Origin of the sequence: Aquimarina sp. RZ0 (assembly GCF_008370685.1) — a bacterium.
Lineage (GTDB): Bacteria > Bacteroidota > Bacteroidia > Flavobacteriales > Flavobacteriaceae > Aquimarina.
In genome coordinates this window covers 104,953-125,576 of record NZ_VTZU01000003.1, presented here as the reverse complement: position 1 = coordinate 125,576, position 20,624 = coordinate 104,953, and the positions used below count along the sequence as shown (strand labels likewise).

The 20,624-nt window shown below is 33.3% G+C and carries 17 protein-coding genes; 5 read left to right on the top strand and 12 right to left on the bottom strand.

Annotation, left to right across the window (positions count from 1 at the left end; all coding sequences use genetic code 11):
• Nucleotides 1-8: 8 nt before the first annotated feature.
• The 6 genes from F0000_RS02390 to F0000_RS02365 all read right to left on the bottom strand — a co-directional run bounded on the left by F0000_RS02390 (nucleotide 9) and on the right by F0000_RS02365 (nucleotide 9,637).
• Entirely contained in the window at nucleotides 9-1,100 is a 1,092-nt protein-coding gene (locus F0000_RS02390) for an AraC family transcriptional regulator (protein WP_149623099.1), read from the bottom strand.
• 417 nt (nucleotides 1,101-1,517) lie between these two features.
• Complete coding sequence (locus tag F0000_RS02385; RefSeq protein ID WP_149623098.1) at nucleotides 1,518-3,926, bottom strand: TonB-dependent siderophore receptor; 2,409 nt, start codon at nucleotides 3,924-3,926, stop codon at nucleotides 1,518-1,520.
• Between the two features lie 3 nt (nucleotides 3,927-3,929).
• Nucleotides 3,930-4,649 carry a DNA repair protein RecO gene (gene recO / locus F0000_RS02380; RefSeq protein WP_149623097.1) on the bottom strand — a complete coding sequence of 240 codons (720 nt, stop codon included), beginning with the start codon at nucleotides 4,647-4,649 and terminating at the stop codon, nucleotides 3,930-3,932.
• Nucleotides 4,649-6,925: a two-component regulator propeller domain-containing protein gene (locus F0000_RS02375; RefSeq protein ID WP_149623096.1), complete on the bottom strand. Its 2,277-nt coding sequence runs from the start codon at nucleotides 6,923-6,925 to the stop codon at nucleotides 4,649-4,651. The genes recO and F0000_RS02375 overlap by 1 nt, the downstream gene beginning before the upstream one ends.
• A 125-nt stretch (nucleotides 6,926-7,050) precedes the next feature.
• Complete coding sequence (gene gdhA / locus F0000_RS02370; protein WP_149623095.1) at nucleotides 7,051-8,394, bottom strand: NADP-specific glutamate dehydrogenase; 1,344 nt, start codon at nucleotides 8,392-8,394, stop codon at nucleotides 7,051-7,053.
• A gap of 103 nt (nucleotides 8,395-8,497) precedes the next feature.
• Nucleotides 8,498-9,637, bottom strand: coding sequence for a cystathionine gamma-synthase (locus F0000_RS02365; RefSeq protein ID WP_149623094.1), 1,140 nt, complete (start codon nucleotides 9,635-9,637; stop codon nucleotides 8,498-8,500).
• 135 nt (nucleotides 9,638-9,772) lie between these two features.
• On the opposite strand from F0000_RS02365, the gene F0000_RS02360 reads away from it, so the two are divergent.
• Nucleotides 9,773-10,531, top strand: coding sequence for a DUF3298 and DUF4163 domain-containing protein (locus tag F0000_RS02360; protein ID WP_188111999.1), 759 nt, complete (start codon nucleotides 9,773-9,775; stop codon nucleotides 10,529-10,531).
• Here the strand turns inward: F0000_RS02360 and F0000_RS02355 are convergent.
• Nucleotides 10,526-10,981: a DinB family protein gene (locus F0000_RS02355; RefSeq protein WP_149623092.1), complete on the bottom strand. Its 456-nt coding sequence runs from the start codon at nucleotides 10,979-10,981 to the stop codon at nucleotides 10,526-10,528. The two genes, F0000_RS02360 and F0000_RS02355, sit on opposite strands and share 6 nt — an antisense overlap.
• A gap of 100 nt (nucleotides 10,982-11,081) precedes the next feature.
• On the opposite strand from F0000_RS02355, the gene F0000_RS02350 reads away from it, so the two are divergent.
• Together F0000_RS02350 and F0000_RS02345 are read left to right on the top strand one after the other, a co-directional pair.
• On the top strand, nucleotides 11,082-11,429 hold the full coding sequence (locus tag F0000_RS02350) for an arsenate reductase family protein (protein ID WP_149623091.1): 348 nt from the start codon (nucleotides 11,082-11,084) through the stop codon (nucleotides 11,427-11,429).
• A gap of 5 nt (nucleotides 11,430-11,434) precedes the next feature.
• Nucleotides 11,435-12,328: a DMT family transporter gene (locus F0000_RS02345; protein ID WP_149623090.1), complete on the top strand. Its 894-nt coding sequence runs from the start codon at nucleotides 11,435-11,437 to the stop codon at nucleotides 12,326-12,328.
• Here the strand turns inward: F0000_RS02345 and F0000_RS02340 are convergent.
• Nucleotides 12,320-12,796, bottom strand: a complete 477-nt coding sequence (locus F0000_RS02340; RefSeq protein WP_149623089.1) for a thioesterase family protein — start codon at nucleotides 12,794-12,796, stop codon at nucleotides 12,320-12,322. The genes F0000_RS02345 and F0000_RS02340 overlap by 9 nt on opposite strands.
• Nucleotides 12,797-13,070: 274 nt before the next feature.
• On the opposite strand from F0000_RS02340, the gene F0000_RS02335 reads away from it, so the two are divergent.
• Nucleotides 13,071-14,072 (top strand): bestrophin family protein, encoded by a 1,002-nt coding sequence (locus F0000_RS02335; RefSeq protein ID WP_149623088.1) that lies wholly within the window; start codon nucleotides 13,071-13,073, stop codon nucleotides 14,070-14,072.
• Nucleotides 14,072-15,046 (top strand): YheT family hydrolase, encoded by a 975-nt coding sequence (locus F0000_RS02330; protein ID WP_149623087.1) that lies wholly within the window; start codon nucleotides 14,072-14,074, stop codon nucleotides 15,044-15,046. Before F0000_RS02335 ends, F0000_RS02330 begins: the two co-directional genes overlap by 1 nt.
• Nucleotides 15,047-15,065: 19 nt before the next feature.
• On the opposite strand, the gene F0000_RS02325 is transcribed toward F0000_RS02330, so the two are convergent.
• The 4 genes from F0000_RS02325 to F0000_RS02310 all read right to left on the bottom strand — a co-directional run bounded on the left by F0000_RS02325 (nucleotide 15,066) and on the right by F0000_RS02310 (nucleotide 20,521).
• The gene (locus F0000_RS02325) at nucleotides 15,066-16,901 is read right to left on the bottom strand and encodes an ABC transporter ATP-binding protein (protein ID WP_149623086.1); all 1,836 of its coding nucleotides are present in this window, start codon (nucleotides 16,899-16,901) and stop codon (nucleotides 15,066-15,068) included.
• Between the two features lie 978 nt (nucleotides 16,902-17,879).
• Nucleotides 17,880-18,536 carry a 3-oxoacid CoA-transferase subunit B gene (locus F0000_RS02320; protein WP_149623085.1) on the bottom strand — a complete coding sequence of 219 codons (657 nt, stop codon included), beginning with the start codon at nucleotides 18,534-18,536 and terminating at the stop codon, nucleotides 17,880-17,882.
• 461 nt (nucleotides 18,537-18,997) lie between these two features.
• A complete protein-coding gene (locus tag F0000_RS02315; protein WP_149623084.1) occupies nucleotides 18,998-19,633 on the bottom strand; it encodes a peroxiredoxin in 636 nt (211 codons plus the stop codon).
• Between the two features lie 186 nt (nucleotides 19,634-19,819).
• Nucleotides 19,820-20,521: a CoA transferase subunit A gene (locus F0000_RS02310; protein WP_149623083.1), complete on the bottom strand. Its 702-nt coding sequence runs from the start codon at nucleotides 20,519-20,521 to the stop codon at nucleotides 19,820-19,822.
• Between the last annotated feature and the right edge of the window lie 103 nt (nucleotides 20,522-20,624).

Sequence of the window (20,624 nt, the reverse complement as noted above, 5' to 3'; positions counted from 1 at the left end):
TATACGAATTAGGACTTTTTTTGAAGTTTTCTGAAGGCTCCTGGCGATATCCCAAAACTAGTTTTAAAAGTGCTATAAAAAGCACTTTTAGATTTAAAACCAGCTTCCATACCAATGGCCTCAACAGAATATTTATTAAATACCGGATTGCATAATAGATTTTTAGCAGCTTCTATTCGATATTCATTTACAAACTGAATAAGGCTTTTATTGAGTTCCTGATTTATAATCTGTGACAAATACCCTTCGCTAGTTCCTAATTGAGTTGCGAGATCTAATCTACTCAAAAGCGGGTTTTTATACACCTCCGCAACATCCATTAATGCATATAGTTCGGTAATAATTTTGGAAGCAGTCGTTTCGTTTATTCTCTTTTTTGTCTGAGTATCTTTTGTACTTTTTGAAACTAAATATTGGTGTATTTCGTCTTTTTGAACCACTATCTGTAGTTTGAATACTCCATAATACAAGATCCACCACGATAAAACAGAAAGTAAAATCCATAGGAAATTTGTAACATATTCAGAATCCAATATGTAAACTTCTATTTGAGATAAAAGCCAAATTATAATAATGCAGATAATAAAAAGATTTAACCTTAATAACCAACGTCTTTTATCATTTGAAATAGTATCGGAGTTCTTTATTAAATTTCTCCCCCAGAAGATTAAAGTCACATTGTAGACATACGATATATTACTCCTAATATCAAATAACAGATCATCCAAATCTGCACTATACTGGTTAAAACTAAAATATAGCTGAAGAAAAATTTCAATAATCACAGCGAAAAAGAAAGGAAAGTATAGCCATTTGTACCAATTTTTTTTAAGGTACTTGTGCTTAATTTGAATTAGAAAATAGGTGAATAAAGCCGCTCCCAATAGAAAATCCAACATGATATTGTTCAAAAAATCTAAAACGAAGTTTTCTATGTCATACCAATCCAAAAAGGTCAAACTTGTGAGCAAGAATAAGGATAGAGAGAGATAGTTATTTGCACGACTCTTATAAAAAGAAGTAGTGACTAATGAGATACTTATAAAATAGCCTATAACACCACTGGCACTAATTGTGAAATCTAGTATTTTTGTATTCAATCTTTGGAGAAATTAATTGTGCTCAAGTTATTGTTCATAACGAATTCAAAGTATAAATAGTATTCTGTCAGGTTCTCTAAAACCTTGTTTTTATCTTAAGATACATATAATACGATTTGTGATTAAAAAATTCGTATAAATTCATTGAATTATTTTTTCTTTATGCAAGGCAAAAAAATCAAGCATAGCTATAGCTACGGTTTATTTTTTAAACGAAGTAGAAAGGAAAAAGAAACGATGAATATGCGAAATTTTTAGTTATAAATCGTATAAGCAAAAGTGTATCATACTATTCACATAACGCTATTATTTGAATACAACGCAACCCAATCCAATTAGGGCATTTCTAACTGAAATTAAATACACCGCTACACTATCCATCAAGGTAATATCAATATCAAATAGGTCTCACGAGTTTTACAAAGAATATTTTAATGATAAGATAAAGTTCCTGCCAGCTCCCGCAATTCCCGAAGAATATGGACGATAACGTTGATCTGTAATATTTTCAATAGTAAAAGTACTTTGTAAACTTTTAGTAAACTGAAATTGAGATCTTATATTTAATGTATACCACGACGGAGAATAAGGATTGCCGTTTTCATCCTTGGCATATAAAAAATCATTGTTTTGCTGTGAAGGAGCTAAATCTTCAAAATCAAACTTACCATTATACATTGCGAATGCATCGATCATCCACTTATCCCCAGTGTATTTGATATGAGTGTTACCAAACTGTGGAGCAACGTGCCTGGATGGAGAAATAGACCCATCATCTAATTCTTCTTCTCCTCCTGTAAAAGTATATTGAGAAGAAAGAGTAAGGTTTCTGGCAAAATCATAACTAATTCCAGCCTCAAAGCCATAAATTCTCGCATTTGCCGCGTTCTGAATTGCCTGCACATTACTAGGTTCTCCCCCAAAATCAATTTCTGTTTCTCCGTTTAAAGAAAAATCTCTTCTCACTAAGGCATTATCTAATTGTGTATAATATGTGGCTACATCAATTTTAAAATTCTTACATAATTTTGTTGCCAGCCCTAACTCAACATTGTAAGCATATTCTGGTTCCAAATCAGGATTAGGAACTACAACAGAACCCGGTTCTGAGTCAAAAATCTTACCCACATCATCTATATTAGGGGCTCTAAATGCTGTGGAAAAATTCAACTTCCATTGCAAGGCATCGTTTGGCAACCAACTAAACCCTGCTGTTCCGGTAACTGCCTCTGTATCAATATTAGCTTCTCTAAAAGGAAAATCAAAAAATGTGTCATCAAACTCTGAATATAGAATAATACGATTATATCGTAACCCTCCTTGAAACCTTAATTTTTCGCTTAATTTACTTTTTATACTGGTATATGCTGCAATAGATTGCCAGGTAGAACCATCCGGATACCGGGAAGGCGCAGCGACTACTTCATCTGTTAAAATATTCACCTCAGACCCTTCAGATCCAACTTGATTTAGTATATACTCCAGTCCGTAATAAAGTGTAGTTTTTTCACTAAACTTTTTTTCAAAATCCAGACTTGAAGAATACGCATCAACATTTTCTTTTGTTCTGGAAAGAATATCATTTCCAAAATCACGATCATTTCTGCTTTCCTGAAAATTTTGATATGCCGCTGTAAATTTCATCTTGTCATACATGGAATTTTTTTGCTTATTCGTCAATTGAAAATTACTCATCAACCATTTTTGTGGTCCATAGAACCATGCTGCTGACCTAAGGTTTCCATCTCTCTTTCTGATCAACCTATCATACCTGGGATAATCCGAAGATTGGGTATAAATCAATCCAACATTAAAATCCCAATTCTCATTAGGCGTATAATGTACTTTTTGCAAGATATTAAACTGATCATAGCCCGTAAAAATTTGTGTTTCCGGGTCTCTATTTTGTACCACAGTATCTACACCATTTATCCTTTCTACATATTCATTCCTCAGATAATCATCAGGCCCATGACTTCCCATTTTTAAATCGTCAAAATCAGTATAACTAAAACTGGTTAAAAAAGCCCATTTTTCTAATCCTATATTAAAATCTACATGCCCTGTTTTTTCGTTACTTGCCGACGAATATCTAGCAATAGCGTTACCACTTAACTTATTTTTCCCACTAATCGCAAACTTAGGCTGGCTGGTATAAAAATTTATCACTCCTCCTACGGCATCACTTCCATAAACTACAGAACCAGGACCCAGAATCACTTCTGTTCGTTCTACCGTAAAAGGATCAACAGCTATTACATTCTGAACATTACCTCCTCTAAAAATTGCTGTATTCATTCTTACTCCATCCACAGTAAGTAGTAACCTATTTGTTGAGAAGCCTCTAATAATTGGACTCCCTCCTCCTAACTGGCTTTTTTGCACATATACCTGACCACTACTTTGCAATAAATCAGCAGATGTCTGAGGTGTCGATAATGCAATATCATCAGAAGATAGACTTACTATTTTTTGAGTAACATCTTTCTTATCTTGTTTCCATTTAGAGACAGAAATAACAACTTCTGACAGTTGATTTTCATCAATATCAAGATATACTACATGTCCTCTTTTTAGCACTCTGGCTTTTACAAAACTTCTGGGTATATGCGAAATATGCTCAAAATATAGTACTTCATTATTTTTAAATTCTGAAATATCAGCAATCCCATCAAAATCAGTTATTACCGCTTTCGATTTAATTTTATTGTAGATTTCAACATCGGGAATTGGTTGCTTATTAGATTTACTTACCACCGTAATCTTCTGAGCAATGGAAGCCGTAGAAATAGATAAGGTTAATAAGAGAAATATAAATTGACGCATTATTTAATTAAAAATTTCATTCAAAACCGAAATTGATTTCGGCTTTCTAAAACCGTGCAAATGTAGTTCAAAATATACTAATAACATGCTAAGAACATTATTTCTTATGCCCCTAGAAAGTTTAATACTCATACTCTCCTCAAATGTCGTGCCTAAAAACTCTTTAAACTTTTCTATATGCACTCCCTCAACACAATACACATTAGAGCTATCGGATTGAAAACAACCATCACGCATATTAAAAAACTGTGTTGATATTTCAGATGTATCGGGGTAAAACCCTAAATATTGGGTGAGCTTAATTAGGAAAGAAATATGAAAATTACTGATAGTATCGTGACCATCAAGCCATAAAAGTATTGTTTTTAAATATTGAAACAGGTCTTCATTAGTTTCCTGCTCACGAATTGCATTCTTTAATACTTCAGAAAGAAAGAACACTACTGAACTCTTGATCAAATCAGTATGCAAAGTCTGATACTGAATCAAAGGTTTAGCCTCTTTTATTCGTTCTAAAGTTCCTTTGTTTTTATGACTGGCCTCTATTTCTAATAAAGTCAATGGCTGAAAAAAAGAAGCTCTTATTTTACCTTTTTTAGATTTTAAAATCCCTTTTAATAAATAGGACCGTAAACCGCTGGTTTTTGTAAATAAAGAAACAATTAAATCACTCTCACCATAACGCAATGAATGAATCACTATGGCTTCAGAAGCAACTATCATCACCTAACAATCAATAGCTTAGACACTGTTGTCTCTGCCTGATCTTCACCTGTAATAAGAATAAGATATACACCTGAAGCTACTTTATGTCTTCCAAAAGCAGTAGTATCCCACTGAATACTTCCACCTTCACTAACCTCTTCATATACCAGATTACCTTCTATATCTGTTATTTTTACATTTGCATTACTTGTAAGGCCTTTTATTGTAACGTTCCCACTAAAACCAGGTCTAACAGGATTAGGAAAGGCAACCACATTTTCAAGATCATCCAAAGGCCCTGTCGCAGTTCCTTTGAATTCTAAAAGTCCATTCCTGGTAGCAAAGTACACCGCACCTGTAGCATTATCAACCGAAACATCAAAAACATTATTTGATGGCAACGGAGAATTATCTCTTGTAAAATGAGCTAAAGTCTCTTGCCCATCTGAGGAAAAATAAAACACCCCAGATGACCCTGTCGCTACCCATTTATTATTAGAACCATCTACTTCAATATCAGTTATTAGCTGATCAAATAATAGTTCCTGAGGCACTCCTTCATCATCTAAAATAATGATTTGATTGGTTTGAGGATTACTTTGCTGAAACACCCCATTTGTATTAAACAACACTCTCAATCCTCTCTCTGTACCAATCCATAATTGATTATTTCTATCAATTGCCAAAGCTCTGATATAATTACTGGGCAAGCCAGCTCCTTCATCTTCTCCAAATAATTTAATTAATTGTCCAGAGCCTACATTATATCCAACAATACCATTTCTATAAGTTCCGATAAAGACATTACTGTTTCTATCTAAAACCAAATCACTAAAACCCAGATCACCCGATGTATTAGGAATAACAGATAATAGACTAACATTAAATGTCTGCGCAGATTCTATAGAAAATCTTTTTAAGCCATTCTCTACTCTCGAATTCAAAACCCAAAGATCTCCATTATTGTCAAAAGAAGACCCACTTAACCTCACAACCTGTTCATCCGCAACGAGGGATTCAAATCCGCTATTCGCCGAGTTATATAAATTAGTAACAACATTATCATTTACCGCTAATAAACCATCCTGAAAACTACTTATAAAAACCTGCTCTTCGTTTCTTGGATTTATGGTAATATTACTCAAGCTTGTAGCCCCTAAAATATCGTCATTTGTAATATTAAACCATCCTTCATTTGTTAAACGACTAATTCCTCTACTCTTTAAGGGAAAAGGATTATAAAAAGTGTCATACTCCCCAAAGGTTACCCACAAATTATTATCAGAAGTTTCTATTCTAAACGGAACATTAAGTAGTGGTCCTTCTGGAGATAAAGAAGTTCTTGCAGAGCTATCATTAGCGCTAACCTCTATAAGTCCGCGGGTATTTGTTCCTAAATACATTGTATTATTAAAAGATATTGATGTATTTAGGGCAAAATTATTCTCAGCAGTACTCTCAATTATTAGTGTTTCCAGAAGATTGCCATCATAACGTATAGATCTATCGGCAAAGGACAACACCAAATCATCTGTATTTGTATAAAAATCAATTATTGTAGATGAAGCTGTAATCAAAGTAGTTAAAACACTTCCATTAAGACTTCTTATAAGGTTATTATTTTCCCAAACCAAAATCTGATTATTGAAGATATCGATCCCATTAAAAGTTCCCGGAACAACTGTGGACCACTGATTGAAATCTACTAAATTAGGGCTATTAACATTGGCAACTAATATTCCATTATTTTTAGTACTGGCATAAATAGAATTATCAAAAATAGCAGTTCCCGTAATATCAATTTGCGTTCCTCCCGGACCGATAAAAAATGTATCTCCAAATTCTACATTTTCTAAATTAAACTCTACCACACCGAATTCTGTTGAGATGTATAATATCTCCTGATTTTCAAAAAAATTAGTAATCTTTTTCTGAGTTGGAGGGATTGTTGGTTTTTCTACAATATCTACAAAAGTTCTAACTTCGTCATCGATAATTAGCTCTAAAAGCCCATTTTCATAACCTATTACTGTAATATTATATACAGAACTGTGATATATTGAGGTAATAGTTTCTCCTGATAATCCATTAACTGTAGAAAAAGTCTCTGAAGTTCTTGTATCGATATCATAAACAAAAATAGCATTTTCTGAAGCCGCATACACCTTATTATCAATTGCATAAACATCATTAATACGAAAATACGAATAGTGTCCGGTCCATTGATTGCTAAAATCCTGAGAAAAAATAAATAACGGAAAAATTAGAACTACTAATTGTTTAAAATATTGCATAATCCTTGAGTGATATTAACTCTATCTTGATAACACGCTAAAATAGTAATTATTGCTTTTAAATAATGAAAAAAGCTGCTCTAATACATCTTTAGAACAGCTTTATATATTTAATATAACTATTACTATATTACTCCTTGTGCTAACATGGCATCGGCAACTTTTACAAAGCCGGCAATATTAGCTCCTTTTACATAATCAATATATCCATCTTCATCAGAACCATATTCCAGACAGGCAGCATGAATATCTTCCATAATTTGCTTTAGTTTATTATCTACCTCTTCCCGTGTCCATTTATAACGCAATGAATTTTGCGTCATCTCAAGACCAGAAGTAGCAACACCTCCAGCATTTGAAGCTTTACCTGGTGCAAAGAAGATTTTTGCTTTGTGAAAAGCTGTAATAGCTTCTGGAGTGCTAGGCATATTTGCTCCTTCACTAACACAGATACAACCATTTGCAATCAATGTTTCTGCATCATCTCCATTTAATTCGTTTTGAGTGGCACAAGGTAATGCTATATCACATTTCTCATTCCAGGGAGTTTGACCTTTATGAAATTTTGCAGATGGATATTTCTCTGCATACTCATGAATACGACCTCTCTTTACATTTTTTAATTCCATAACAAAAGCCAATTTCTCTCCATCAATACCATCTTCATCATAAATATATCCTGAAGAATCAGAAAGTGTTACTACTTTTCCTCCTAATTGCGTAGCTTTCTCTGTTGCATATTGTGCTACATTTCCAGCACCGGAAACTGTGACAACTTTTCCATTAAATGAATCACTTTTAGTTTCTAACATATTTTGAGCAAAATATACCGTACCGTATCCTGTAGCTTCTGGGCGGATCAGCGATCCTCCCCAGGTAAGTCCTTTTCCGGTCAAAACACCCGTAAATTCGTTACGCATTTTTCTATACATACCAAATAAAAATCCTATCTCACGACCTCCTACTCCTATATCACCGGCAGGAACGTCAGTATCAGGTCCAATATGCCTGAATAGTTCACTCATAAAACTATGGCAAAAACGCATAATTTCATCATCTGATTTCCCTTTGGGATCAAAATCAGAACCTCCTTTACCTCCTCCCATAGGAAGGGTAGTTAAACTATTTTTAAAAACCTGCTCAAAAGCTAAGAATTTCAAAATACTCAAATTCACAGAAGGGTGAAAACGCAATCCTCCCTTATAAGGTCCTATTGCAGAATTCATCTGAATACGATATCCTCTATTGACATGAATTTCTCCTTCATCATCTACCCATGGAACTCTAAACATTATAGCTCTCTCAGGTTCTACCATTCTTAAAAGAATGTTTTTACCATTATAAATTTCATTGGAAGCTATATAAGGAATTACTGTTTCTGCAACTTCCTGAACCGCTTGAAGGAACTCAGGCTCGTGAGAATTACGAGCTTTTACCTCTTCCATAAATGCATTTATCTTTGCTTGCATATGTTAATTGAATTAAAAAATTCTTACTAGATAGTTATTTATTCACATCAAATATATAATATTCTTAAAATCTTATACTTTATTTTTTGAATTTAATAACAGTTCACTCTATCGCCTGTTCCAGATCTGCAATAAGATCATCCACATCTTCTATCCCTACACTCAACCTGATTAATGAGTCTACAACCCCTGTTTTCTCTCGTTCTTCTTTAGGAATAGAAGCATGCGTCATACTGGCTGGGTGTCCGGCAAGGCTTTCTACTCCTCCTAAAGATTCTGCTAACGTAAAAACTTTAAGGTTTTCTATTATTTTAATTGCGCTTTTATAATCACTCCCTTTGGTAATAAAGGAAATCATTCCTCCAAAATCGTCCATTTGTGATTTTGCCACCTCGTGATTGGGATGATCTTCAAAACCTGGCCAATATACTTTTTCTATTTTAGGGTGATTCTTCAAATACATGGCAATTGCTTTGCCGTTTTCGCAATGGCGTTGCATACGTACATGAAGTGTTTTAATCCCCCTAAGCGCTAAAAAGCTATCCTGAGGGCCACAAACTGCTCCACTAGCATTCTGGATAAAATACAGACGCTCTGCAATTTGCTCATCTCGTACAATCAAAGCCCCCATGACTAAATCACTATGACCTCCTATATATTTTGTAGCGCTATGCATCACAATATCTGCTCCCAGATCCAAAGGTCTTTGCAAATAAGGTGTAGCAAAAGTATTATCTACTGCCAATAACAGCTTATGCTTTTTAGACACTTCTGCAATCGCCTTGATATCAATAATATTCATCATTGGATTGGTAGGTGTCTCTACCCATATCAATTTTGTATTCTCAGTAACATATACTTCTATAGCTTCTGCATTTTCCATCCCTATAAAATGAAATTTGATGCCAAAACCTTCAAATATTTTTGTGAACAAACGGTAGGAACCACCATACAAATCATTCGTTGAAATAACCTCGTCTCCAGGTTTTAACAATTTGATGACTGCATCAATTGCTGCCAGACCAGACCCAAATGCCAGTCCAAATTTTCCATTCTCTATACTTGCAAAAGAATCTTCTAATGCTTTTCTAGTAGGATTATGGGTTCTACTATATTCAAACCCTTTATGACCTCCAGGGGTAGTCTGAGCATAAGTAGAGGTTTGATATATTGGTGGCATTACAGCGCCGTATGCAGGGTCATGTTTTTGCCCACCATGTATTGCTTTTGTATTAAATTTCATTCGGTATGATATTTTTGAAAAGAATAAATTAACTTGCCTGTTTATATATAAAAAAACTGAACAAATGTATGACTTAATTCATACTAATCATATTGCAATGAACACCTTTAGTAGATGATTAACACAAAACCTAACATGAAACTTTCCTTCATTAGAATGATAGGAATTTTGATCAGCTTTTATAGTTGTAACAACGTAGAAATGTTGACTTTCGAAAAACAACCGATCGCTATACAAGATTTTTTTGATTGTAAAAATACTGACTGTGTCCTTACAGAAATCCTATTACTACGATTTATAAATGAAACGGATATCACTAAGAAGATTAATCACGAAATCGAACAAGCTACCTCTTCTACTTTACATATTGACGAAGGTGAACCAATAGAAACTATTGAAGAAGCAATTAAAAGTTTTAATATATCTTATCAAAAAATAAAGCAGGAATTCCCCGAAGAAATTGTTCCGTATGAGGCTAGTATCCATTGTGATCTAAGCTTTCAAAACCAAGATATACTCTCTATAAGTATTGATTCTTATATTTTTACTGGTGGCGCTCACGGGAATGAAAATTTCAAATTCATTAATCTAGATCCTGAAACAGGAAAAGTTATAGATAGCAATTCCTTATTTAAGGATCACGGTAAATTTGTATCTTTTGCAGAAGCTATTTTTAGAAAAACCTACAATATCCCCGAAGATCAATCCATCAATAGTACCGGATTCTTTTTTGATAATGATAAATTCACACTTCCCGCAAGCATTGGATTTACAGATACTGACGTTGTTTTATTCTATAATTCTTATGAGATCAGCTCTTATGCCGATGGCCCGGTAGAACTCAGATTAAACAAAAAAGATGCTTCTGAATTATTCAGCATCCAGATCTTATAGGGATTTTTTAAGTGCCAAAATATATCCTAAATGAACGCCCTCATGATAATTATTAAACATCATTGCATCTGCAATCGATCTCAAAACAAATCCAGTACTGGTAGGATATTCTTTGTATTCTGTAAAAATATTAGCATCAATATCTTTTTCTATTTTATCTACAGTACTAAATAACAAATCTTTGATAAAATCCACTTCGTCTTGATTTACCGGCTTTTCTGTTTTTGTGCCTTTTTTATATAAATCTATAATTTCATCATCAATCATAGGAGATAAACCACTTAGTCTATATACCAAAAGTTGTTGTGTAACCAGCACGTGAGCAATATTCCAAATTAAGTTATTAGAAAAACCTTCCGGAACTTTATTTAACTCTTCTAAAGAATAAGAATTCAGAATTTTTTCCAGTGTTTTTCTATTGGTTCTCGTAATCTCTAATTGATCTTTCATGGGCGAATAACAAATGTTCTTAATTTTTAGCCAAAAATATGAGTTTTAATTGTGAAAAGAATTTCCTTTGTGTCTATTTTGACATTTAAATTACTTTTTTGTGAAAAAAATATATCACCTATCCACCTGCGATACTTGCAAACGAATCCTTAATGAAATCAACCCCTCTTCTGATTTCACATTACAAGACATTAAAAATGAAGCTATAACACCCGAACAATTAGAGGAGATGAAAGCACTTGCCGGAAGCTATGAAACACTGTTTAGCAAAAGGGCGAGATTATACAAAGAACGTGACCTGAAGAATCAAGAACTAACTCCCAATGATTACAAAGATCTTATCCTGGAACATTACACTTTCTTAAAACGTCCGGTACTAATTATCGAAGATCAGATTTTTGTTGGGAATGCTAAAAAAACTATTGAGGCTGCAAAAGCCTCCATCTAGTGCACATGAGTAGAAGAACTTTGGCTTTTTGTGCTGCTAGTTTTGCTGCATTCTTTTATGCTGGAAATTATAGCATTGCTAAAGACGTTATGCCTCACTATGTAGAACCTTTGGGCTTTATTGTGCTTAGGGTTTTGGGAGCAGGATTGTTGTTTTGGATCATTAGCTTTTGGGGACCCAAAGAAAAAATCGAAAAAAGAGATTATATACGTATTGTAGGAGCTGCAATTTTTGGGGTGGGAATCAATATGCTGTCTTTTTTTGAAGGACTCAATCTAACCACGCCAATAAGCGCTTCTGTTATTATGACAACAGTGCCTATTTGTGTACTGATTCTTTCTACTTTTTTGCTACGAGAGAAATTAAATGCACTGAAAATTATCGGGATACTCATTGGATTATCCGGAGCTTTGACCATTATACTTTATGGATCAGGAAATAATCGAACCGCCACGAATCCAACACTGGGCAATATATTAGTTTTTATAAATGCACTATCCTATGCCATCTATATCATAATTATTAAAAAAATTACACAAAAGTATCACCCATTTACTTTTATTAAATGGATGTATTCATTGGGATTCCTATTCGTACTTCCATTTGGATACCAGCAACTTATCAATATACAAACTGATATGATCCCTGTATCAGGATATCTAAAAATAGGATATGTTCTTGTCTTTGCGACCTTTGGCACTTACATCCTTAATATATTTGCCATACGCGAACTTAAACCTACTACGGTAGCCGTTTTTATCTATGTACAACCCTTACTTGCTTCAATATTAGCCATAGGGCTGGGTAAAGATACCCTAGATATTGTAAAAATTACCGCTGCTATTTTGATTTTCTCGGGTGTATATCTCGTAACTAGAAAACAAAAAAAGTTACACTAAATCTACCGGGATTTTATTAAACTTCCTGGTATCCTCTTTGGTAAGTGTTCTAAAATCATCCGGATACTCTACATCTTTTAAAAATGTCTGCATCTCTTCCGGAAGTGGAATCAATTTTCGGGTTTCCAGATTCACCCAGGCTCCAATCATCTCACATAGAGCAAAGTTTCGCCCTTTATAATCATAATAACTATGCCTGAATTCAAAAAATTTACTATCCTCACTCAGTCCGGAGATTTCTAAAGATACTTTTACAGGTCTTCCATAAAAAACTTCTTTAAAATAGTAAATATGCTCGTGAAATACCACTGGTCCTATATTAAATTTTCCTAATAATCGTTGATCAAAACCTCTTTCTGTCAGAAAAGACATTCTGGTATGAGCTGCGTATTCTATATAGGCTTTGTTTGCTAAATGACGATTCGCATCAATATCATTCCATCTAATCTCGAATTCCTTTAAATACATATTTAGTATGTTTTGGTGCTCAAAAATACAAAACATCTATTATGCATACATAATAAATACTTGTTAAAATATTCTATAGTTTCTTTCTATCAAAAACACATAAAACAATCTTTCAATGCAACATCAGCTCACTTATACCCTTAAAATTAAAGCAGACATTAATCAATAATCGTTTTTATACAATGACTTCTAATCATATTGTAAGCGAGAAAATTACGTCTCACAAGTTTTGATAAGCTATCAGGTATTCTTATTTTAGAACAAAACTGAAAGAATGTATATCAAACGAAACATCAGCTGGGGAATTATTCTTCGTTACGCATGGAAGAATATTATTTTTTTCTTTATCTATACAGCAATTATTTTTTCACTTTATCATTTTTTTGAACTTAAATTCATTGACATCCCTTTCCAACCTCTTAGTGTTATTGGTATAGCTGTAGCTTTTTATATTGGTTTTAAAAATAGTCAAAGTTATGATCGGTTCTGGGAAGGCAGAAAAATCTGGGGAGGTATCGTTAATTATAGTAGAACCTGGGCCAATCAGGTATTAAGCTTAGTAAATGAAGACTATGAAACCAAAAAAATACTCATTTATCGCCATATTGCCTGGATCAATGCACTTCGCATACAATTAAGACAGCCTAACTCTTTCTCAATAAAAGAAAATACTGCTGTCGAAAAACTTTTTGACAAACACGGTGAAAAAAATCCTGCTTACGATGCTACAAAAGCTTTTATTTCTGATGAAGAATATCAAGATCTAATAAAAAGAAAAAATCCTGCCACACATTTAGTAAAAAATCAAGCTTTACATTTAAAAGATCTGCTTAGTAGTCAAAAAATAACAGAATTTGATAAACAATTGTTTCACAGAACACTAGAAGAGTTCTATAATCTTCAGGGGAAGTGTGAAAGAATTAAAAACACTCCTTTTCCTCGTCAGTATGCTTATTTTAGCACTGTTTTTACCTGGATTTTTGTTTTATTATTGCCTTTTGGGTTACTTAATGTTTTTGAAAATGAAGTAAGCGATATGTCACAGCATCTCCAACCCTGGTTTATTTTTCTGATAATTCCCTTGTCTGTTCTGGTTTCCTGGATATTTACAACTATGGAAAAAATAGGTAGTAATAGTGAAGATCCTTTTGAAGGTAGAATTAATGACGTACCTATGACTGCACTTTGTAGAACTATTGAGATCGACCTTAGAGATATGCTTGACGAAAAAGAATTACCAGAAAAAATAAAACCCAAAGATAATATCCTTTACTAATGCCAGTAGTACCATCAGAATACAATCCTCCCTTTTTATTTAAAAATAGCCATTTTTCTACTATATACCCTAATCTTCTGAGAAAAGTAAAAGCTGTGGTGCAGACAAGAAAACGAATAGAATTAGAGGATGGAGATTTTATAGATGTTGATTGGAGTTTTGCACCTGATAAAAACGATAAAAATCTTGTTGTATTAATTCATGGACTTGAAGGAAATGCCCAAAGACAGTATATCCTGGGACTCGCTAAAAACCTCAATGATCATCATTGGAATGTAGCCGCCATTAATCTGCGTAATTGTAGCGGGCAAGTAAACAGATATTACCGTTCTTACAATGCTGGAGTTAGTGATGATTTACATGAAGTTATACATCATATTATCAACACATATTCTTATACCAACATTACACTTTGCGGCTTTAGCCTTGGAGGTAATATTGCGCTAAAATACTTAGGAGAAAAACAAGTTTTACCTACAGAAATAAAAGCAGCGGTTGGTATTTCTGTTCCTTGTGATTTATACGATTCATTAACTGCTATTAACAAATCTTATAATTATATCTATCAAAAACGTTTCCTGCTAAATCTTAAGCATAAGCTTTATGAAAGACAAAAAAAGTTTCCGAATCAAATAAGCGTTGAAGATATAAAAGCTTGTGATTCATTAATTGATATAGATAATTTATACACTAGTAAGGCTCATGGATACAAAGATGCTATGGATTATTATACCAAATGTAGTTGTTTACAATTTTTACCCAATATTAAAATCCCTACTTTACTGCTGAATGCTAAAAACGATTCTTTTTTAGGGGATAAATGCTATCCTATCAAAGAAGCTAATAAAAATGCTAATTTATTTCTGGAAATTCCAGATTATGGCGGACACGTAGGTTTTTATCTCCCTGGCGGGACTTATTATCACGAAAACAAAGTTTCAAGCTTTTTGAATACACATGCGAATACACCTTAAAAAATCAATAGCTATAGTATTAAAGAGACTGCATCCCAACAAGCTTTTTATATATCCCTTCTCTAGCCAGTAATTGTGTATGGGTTCCTTGTTCTACAATTTCTCCTTTCTGCATCACTACAATGGCATCTGCTTTCTGGATCGTGGATAGCCTATGAGCAATAACAATAGAAGTTCTGTTTTGCATCATTTTTTCTAATGCATCCTGCACTAAACGTTCACTTTCTGTATCCAATGCAGAAGTTGCTTCATCCAAAATCATGATGGGAGGGTTTTTAAGTACTGCTCTAGCAATACTAAGACGCTGCTTTTGTCCACCAGATAGTTTTCCTCCGGAATCCCCAATATTAGTGTGGATACCATTTGGCAAATCTTTGACAAATTCCCAGGCATTTGCAATTTTTAATGCATCAATGACCTCTTCCTCGCTAGCATCTTCTTTCCCTAATAGTATGTTATTTCTCACCGTATCATTAAACAAAATTGAATCTTGTGTTACTAACCCCATCAAACTCCGTAGTGATTTTTTAGTTAAATCTTTGATATTCTGTTTATCAATAGTAATATCCCCCTTATTTACGTCATAAAAACGTGTTATCAAATTAGCAATTGTAGATTTCCCACTTCCTGATTGCCCAACTAAAGCCACTGTTTTTCCTTTTTCTATTTTTAAAGAAAAGTTTTTTAACACATAATTATCTTCATATTTAAACGAGATATTCTCAAAAGAAACATTGGCATCAAATCCTTCTTTTACAATAGCACCTTCTTTATCATCTAATGGAGAAATTGTATCCAAAACCTCTAGGACGCGATCAGCCGCTGCATTTCCGGATTTCACTCGATAACTAGCCTTACTAATTGCCTTTGCAGGCGTTAATATCTGATAGGACAGTGCCATATATCCAATAAAATTTGAGGCAGCTAATGTATGATCTACCAAAACCATGGTCCCACCGTACCATAATAATGCAGCAATTGTAACAATTCCTAAAAATTCACTTGTAGGCGAAGCCAGATTTTGCCTGTGACCAAGGCTGTTAGAAAATCTAAAAAACCTACTGGTTGAACCCTGAAATCTTTTATTAAAATGCGATTCGGCATTAAATCCTTTGATAACTCTTAACCCACTTAATGTTTCTTCTAGTGTGGATAAAAACACTCCTTGTTCTTCCTGTACTTTTTGCGAATGTTTCTTTAATCTTTTCCCAATAAGTGAAATAATAAAACCTGCTATCGGAATAAATATAAACACAAACAAAGTAAGTTTTGCACTAATGACAAACATGGCTACAATGGCAAAAATAATAGTAAGTGGCTCTCTTACTATTAACTCTAAAACGGATAACAGCGATGCCTGAACTTCATTCACATCACCAGAAATACGAGCAATTACATCACCTTTTCTTTTTTCTGAATAATATGAGATGGGTAGATTAATTATTTTATCATAGATACTATCTCTCAGGTCTTTTAATACGCCATTCCTAAGATAGGTTACAAAAAAAACTGCTAAATAGCCAAATAAGTTTTTTAATAAAAAAAGGCTAATAATCATTATGATCATATATAATAATGCCTGCTGCGGACCTTCTTTTTCTAAAATAGAGGTAACCAGATAATTTAGAGAATCCTCAACAAAAGATTTTATATCTGTAATATCCTCAAAAACAGGTTTGACAGTTACCTTTTCTTTACCACTCTCACTTTCACCAAATAAGACATTAATCATTGGCATCAGTGATACCATTGCCAGAGTACTAAATAATGCATAAAAAACATTACAAATAATATTCAAAATTGCATATTTTTTATAAGGTAAAATAAAGTTGGATAACTTTTTTAAGTAATTCATTAATCTAAATTGATTTAAAAAATGTGTTCTTCTATAGAACGATGTGGCTGTATTCCTTTCACCTTTTTCGTACTATCAAAATCAGACACAAAAATAGAGTTTTATTTTTGGTTCTGTTATTCAGTTATGAAGCAATATTGATACCATCTCTGCCCCAGAGATTGTAACGACATTTTTTTAGTACAGAGGTATCGTTTTTTAAAAGAAAAACCAATTTTGGCAGATTCGCAGAAATACTGACTAATCATTTTGTCAGTATTATAACAATTGTTATCGTATTTTTACTACTTGATTATTTTAATTTTTATAGTGTACAGACGCTTTTTTGAATTAAAAATACATTCCCAAATTTGCTCTTTATCTAAATGTGTTTAAACCAGAAATGGTATGAGGATACCAAAAATCAAACGATCGGATCTAGAGAATTTATTTTTCAGACAAAAAAAACCTATTACACTTAACAGGGTAATAGGTTTTTCTCATCACGAATCGAAAAAATCATGATCATTAAATACTAAGATATCACGCTAGCAAAAAATATTTTGAATTAAAACAAAAATACTTTCTTCGCTAAATACATACAGTTAGATATCAATTCAATTGTTGGTTTAACTGATTTCTGTAAACGATTTATACGCTTTTTCATAATAGGGTAATGTGTGAGGTTAAAAAATTAATTAATAATTTATAAAATATACTCTTTATTAGGGACTGCTAATATGCAAAATATTTTTCAAAACAACGTTTAAGTACTTATAAAATAGATAAAAAACACAAAAATTTAACATTTTTTGTTAAAAACAGCACTTACAGAGGCTTTGTAAACATTTAAAGTAGGCTAAAAACTTACTTTAACGTAGTATTTTTCCTTCAAAATAAATATTTAAAAACATTTAGATATAGAACGTTGCTTTTGTTTATTTATTATTCGTAGTAGTAAAAGCAATAAACGTTATTGATCAAGTAGAATTTGAAAAATCAATCCAAAATCATTTCGGGCACATTTCCTTCTATAAGTAAGGTGCCTTCTGTAGCTTTTTGAACATCTTCCTTAGTTACTCCAGGAGCTACTTCTAACAGCTTAAATCCTTTTTCTGTAATTTCTAAAACTGCCATATTCGTAATAACTTTTTTTACGCATTGTACGCCTGTCAATGGCAATGAACATTTTTTTAGTAATTTGGATGCCCCAGACCTGTTAGTATGCATCATGGCCACAATAATATTTTCTGCGCTTGCCACAAGATCCATGGCGCCTCCCATACCCTTTACCATTTTACCAGGAATTTTCCAATTGGCGATGTCTCCGTTTTCTGCGACTTCCATAGCGCCAAGAATGGTTAGATCCACATGTTGTCCTCTAATCATATTAAAACTAGTAGCAGAATCAAAAAAGGAAGCTCCAGGCATCGTGGTAATAGTTTGTTTTCCTGCATTGATGACATCAGCGTCTTCTTCTCCATCAAAAGGAAAAGGTCCCATTCCCAGTACTCCATTTTCACTCTGAAATTCTACCGCTATCCCTTGAGGAATGTAATTTGCTACCAATGTAGGGATCCCAATACCTAAATTCACAAAATATCCATCTTGTAACTCTTTAGCTATGCGTTTTGCTATTCCATTTTTATCTAACATATGTATCTTCTTCTAATTTTTATATACTGAAATTATTGATAGTCCCGCTTCCATTTTGGCAATCCACCTATCAAAAGTGATATCCTTGTCCTATATATTATTAGTGCCTAAAATCATACTAATCCCATTTAATATGTATAAAATACCTATTCAAATTTGCCTTTTTCACACTAAAATGGTATAAAATAGTTCTGAACACACGCGAATCATTTACTCGATCATCGAGATTTAAATGCCCCGAGGTAGTTTACAGCGTAATTTTAAATAGTAAGCAATCCTATCAAGAAAAATCTATCACGCTTTTTGTTTTAAATAAAACATTGTAATTATTAATATAAGAACCTCACAGGCTTTAAAAAAAGCCTGTGAGATTTCGCAAAATACAGGGGTATACCATGTATTTTATTTGATCAGGTTGTCAAAAACTATTTTTTTATGTTGACTAACTAATTTTATGAAAATTAGTTGGGTTGCGGGGTCATTCTTAAATACGGTTTTATTTCTTTATGACCTTTGGGGAACAACTTAGGAATATCTTCATTACTTACTGCAGGTACAATAACACAATCATCTCCTTGATTCCAATTTGCAGGAGTAGCCACTTTATGATACGCAGTTAATTGAAGTGAATCTATAACACGTAATAATTCATCAAAATTACGTCCCGTAGCTGCAGGGTATGTAATTGTTAATTTCACTTTTTTATCAGGACCTATTACAAACACCGAACGTACTGTCAGCTGACTATCTGCATTAGGATGTATCATATCATATAATTCTGATACTTTTCTGTCTTCATCTGCAATAATTGGAAAATTAACTGTCGTATTCTGAGTTTCATTTATATCTTTAATCCAACCGTGATGCGAAGCAACACCATCTACACTTAATGCAGCAACTTTTACGTTCCGTTTTGTGAATTCTTCAGTGTATTTTGCTACCGTTCCTAATTCTGTGGTACATACAGGAGTGTAATCTGCAGGGTGCGAAAATAAAATTCCCCAGTGATCTCCCAACCAGTTATGAAAATCTATTTCGCCTTCTGTTGTTTGCGCTGTGAAGTTAGGTGCTATATCTCCTAATCTTAATGCTGCCATAATTTTTGTGTGTTTTAAGTTTTAAATAATTATTTTAAATAATAAACGAAGTAGTAAAAGCTCTTTTCTTAATATAATAATCAAAATACTTTTGTGCCTGGTTTGGTTTTTTCTTTACCAATACTTAAATTCTGACACAAAAGAAAATTATATGAAATACAAAAAAGTTATAGACTACGTGCAACGTTATTCTTTTTTTAGAACCGTCCTTTGTTCAATTCTTTTTTCATATTTTTCTCCCTGAAAAATACGTTGTACAAAGATCCCCGGGATATGTACATGATTTGGATCCAGACTTCCTGCAGGAACCAATTCTTCTACCTCTGCTACCGTAATTTTTGCTGCTCCACACATACAGGGGTTAAAGTTTCTGGCTGTCCCTTTAAAAATAAGGTTTCCAGCCTCATCTCCTTTCCAGGCCTTTACAAATGCAAAATCTGCCTTAAAAGCCTGTTCCAGAATATACATCTTGCCATTAAATTCTCTGGTTTCTTTTCCTTCGGCTACTTCTGTACCATAGCCTGCCGGAGTATAAAATGCAGGAAAACCTCCTTGTGCAGCTCTGCATCTCTCTGCCAATGTCCCTTGCGGAATTAATTCTACATCTAATTCTCCACTTAACATCTGTCTCTCAAATTCATCATTTTCGCCCACATACGACGATATCATTTTTTTTATTTGTTTTTGCTGAAGTAAAAGCCCTAATCCAAAATCATCCACACCTGCATTATTAGATATACAAGTCAATCCTTTTATATTTTTTTTAACTAAAGCAGCAATACTATTTTCAGGAATTCCACAAAGCCCAAAGCCTCCCAGCATAAAAGTCATATTACTTTTTACACCTTCTGTTGCCTCTATAACGCCACTTACCGTTTTTTGGATCATAATCTCTTATTTTTATGCTATTCCCAACTCGAATTTACCCTATAAAACTGTATCTTTTTGTTCTTTTATGTGCAAACTCAAATCAGGCTTACTATATGCCAAC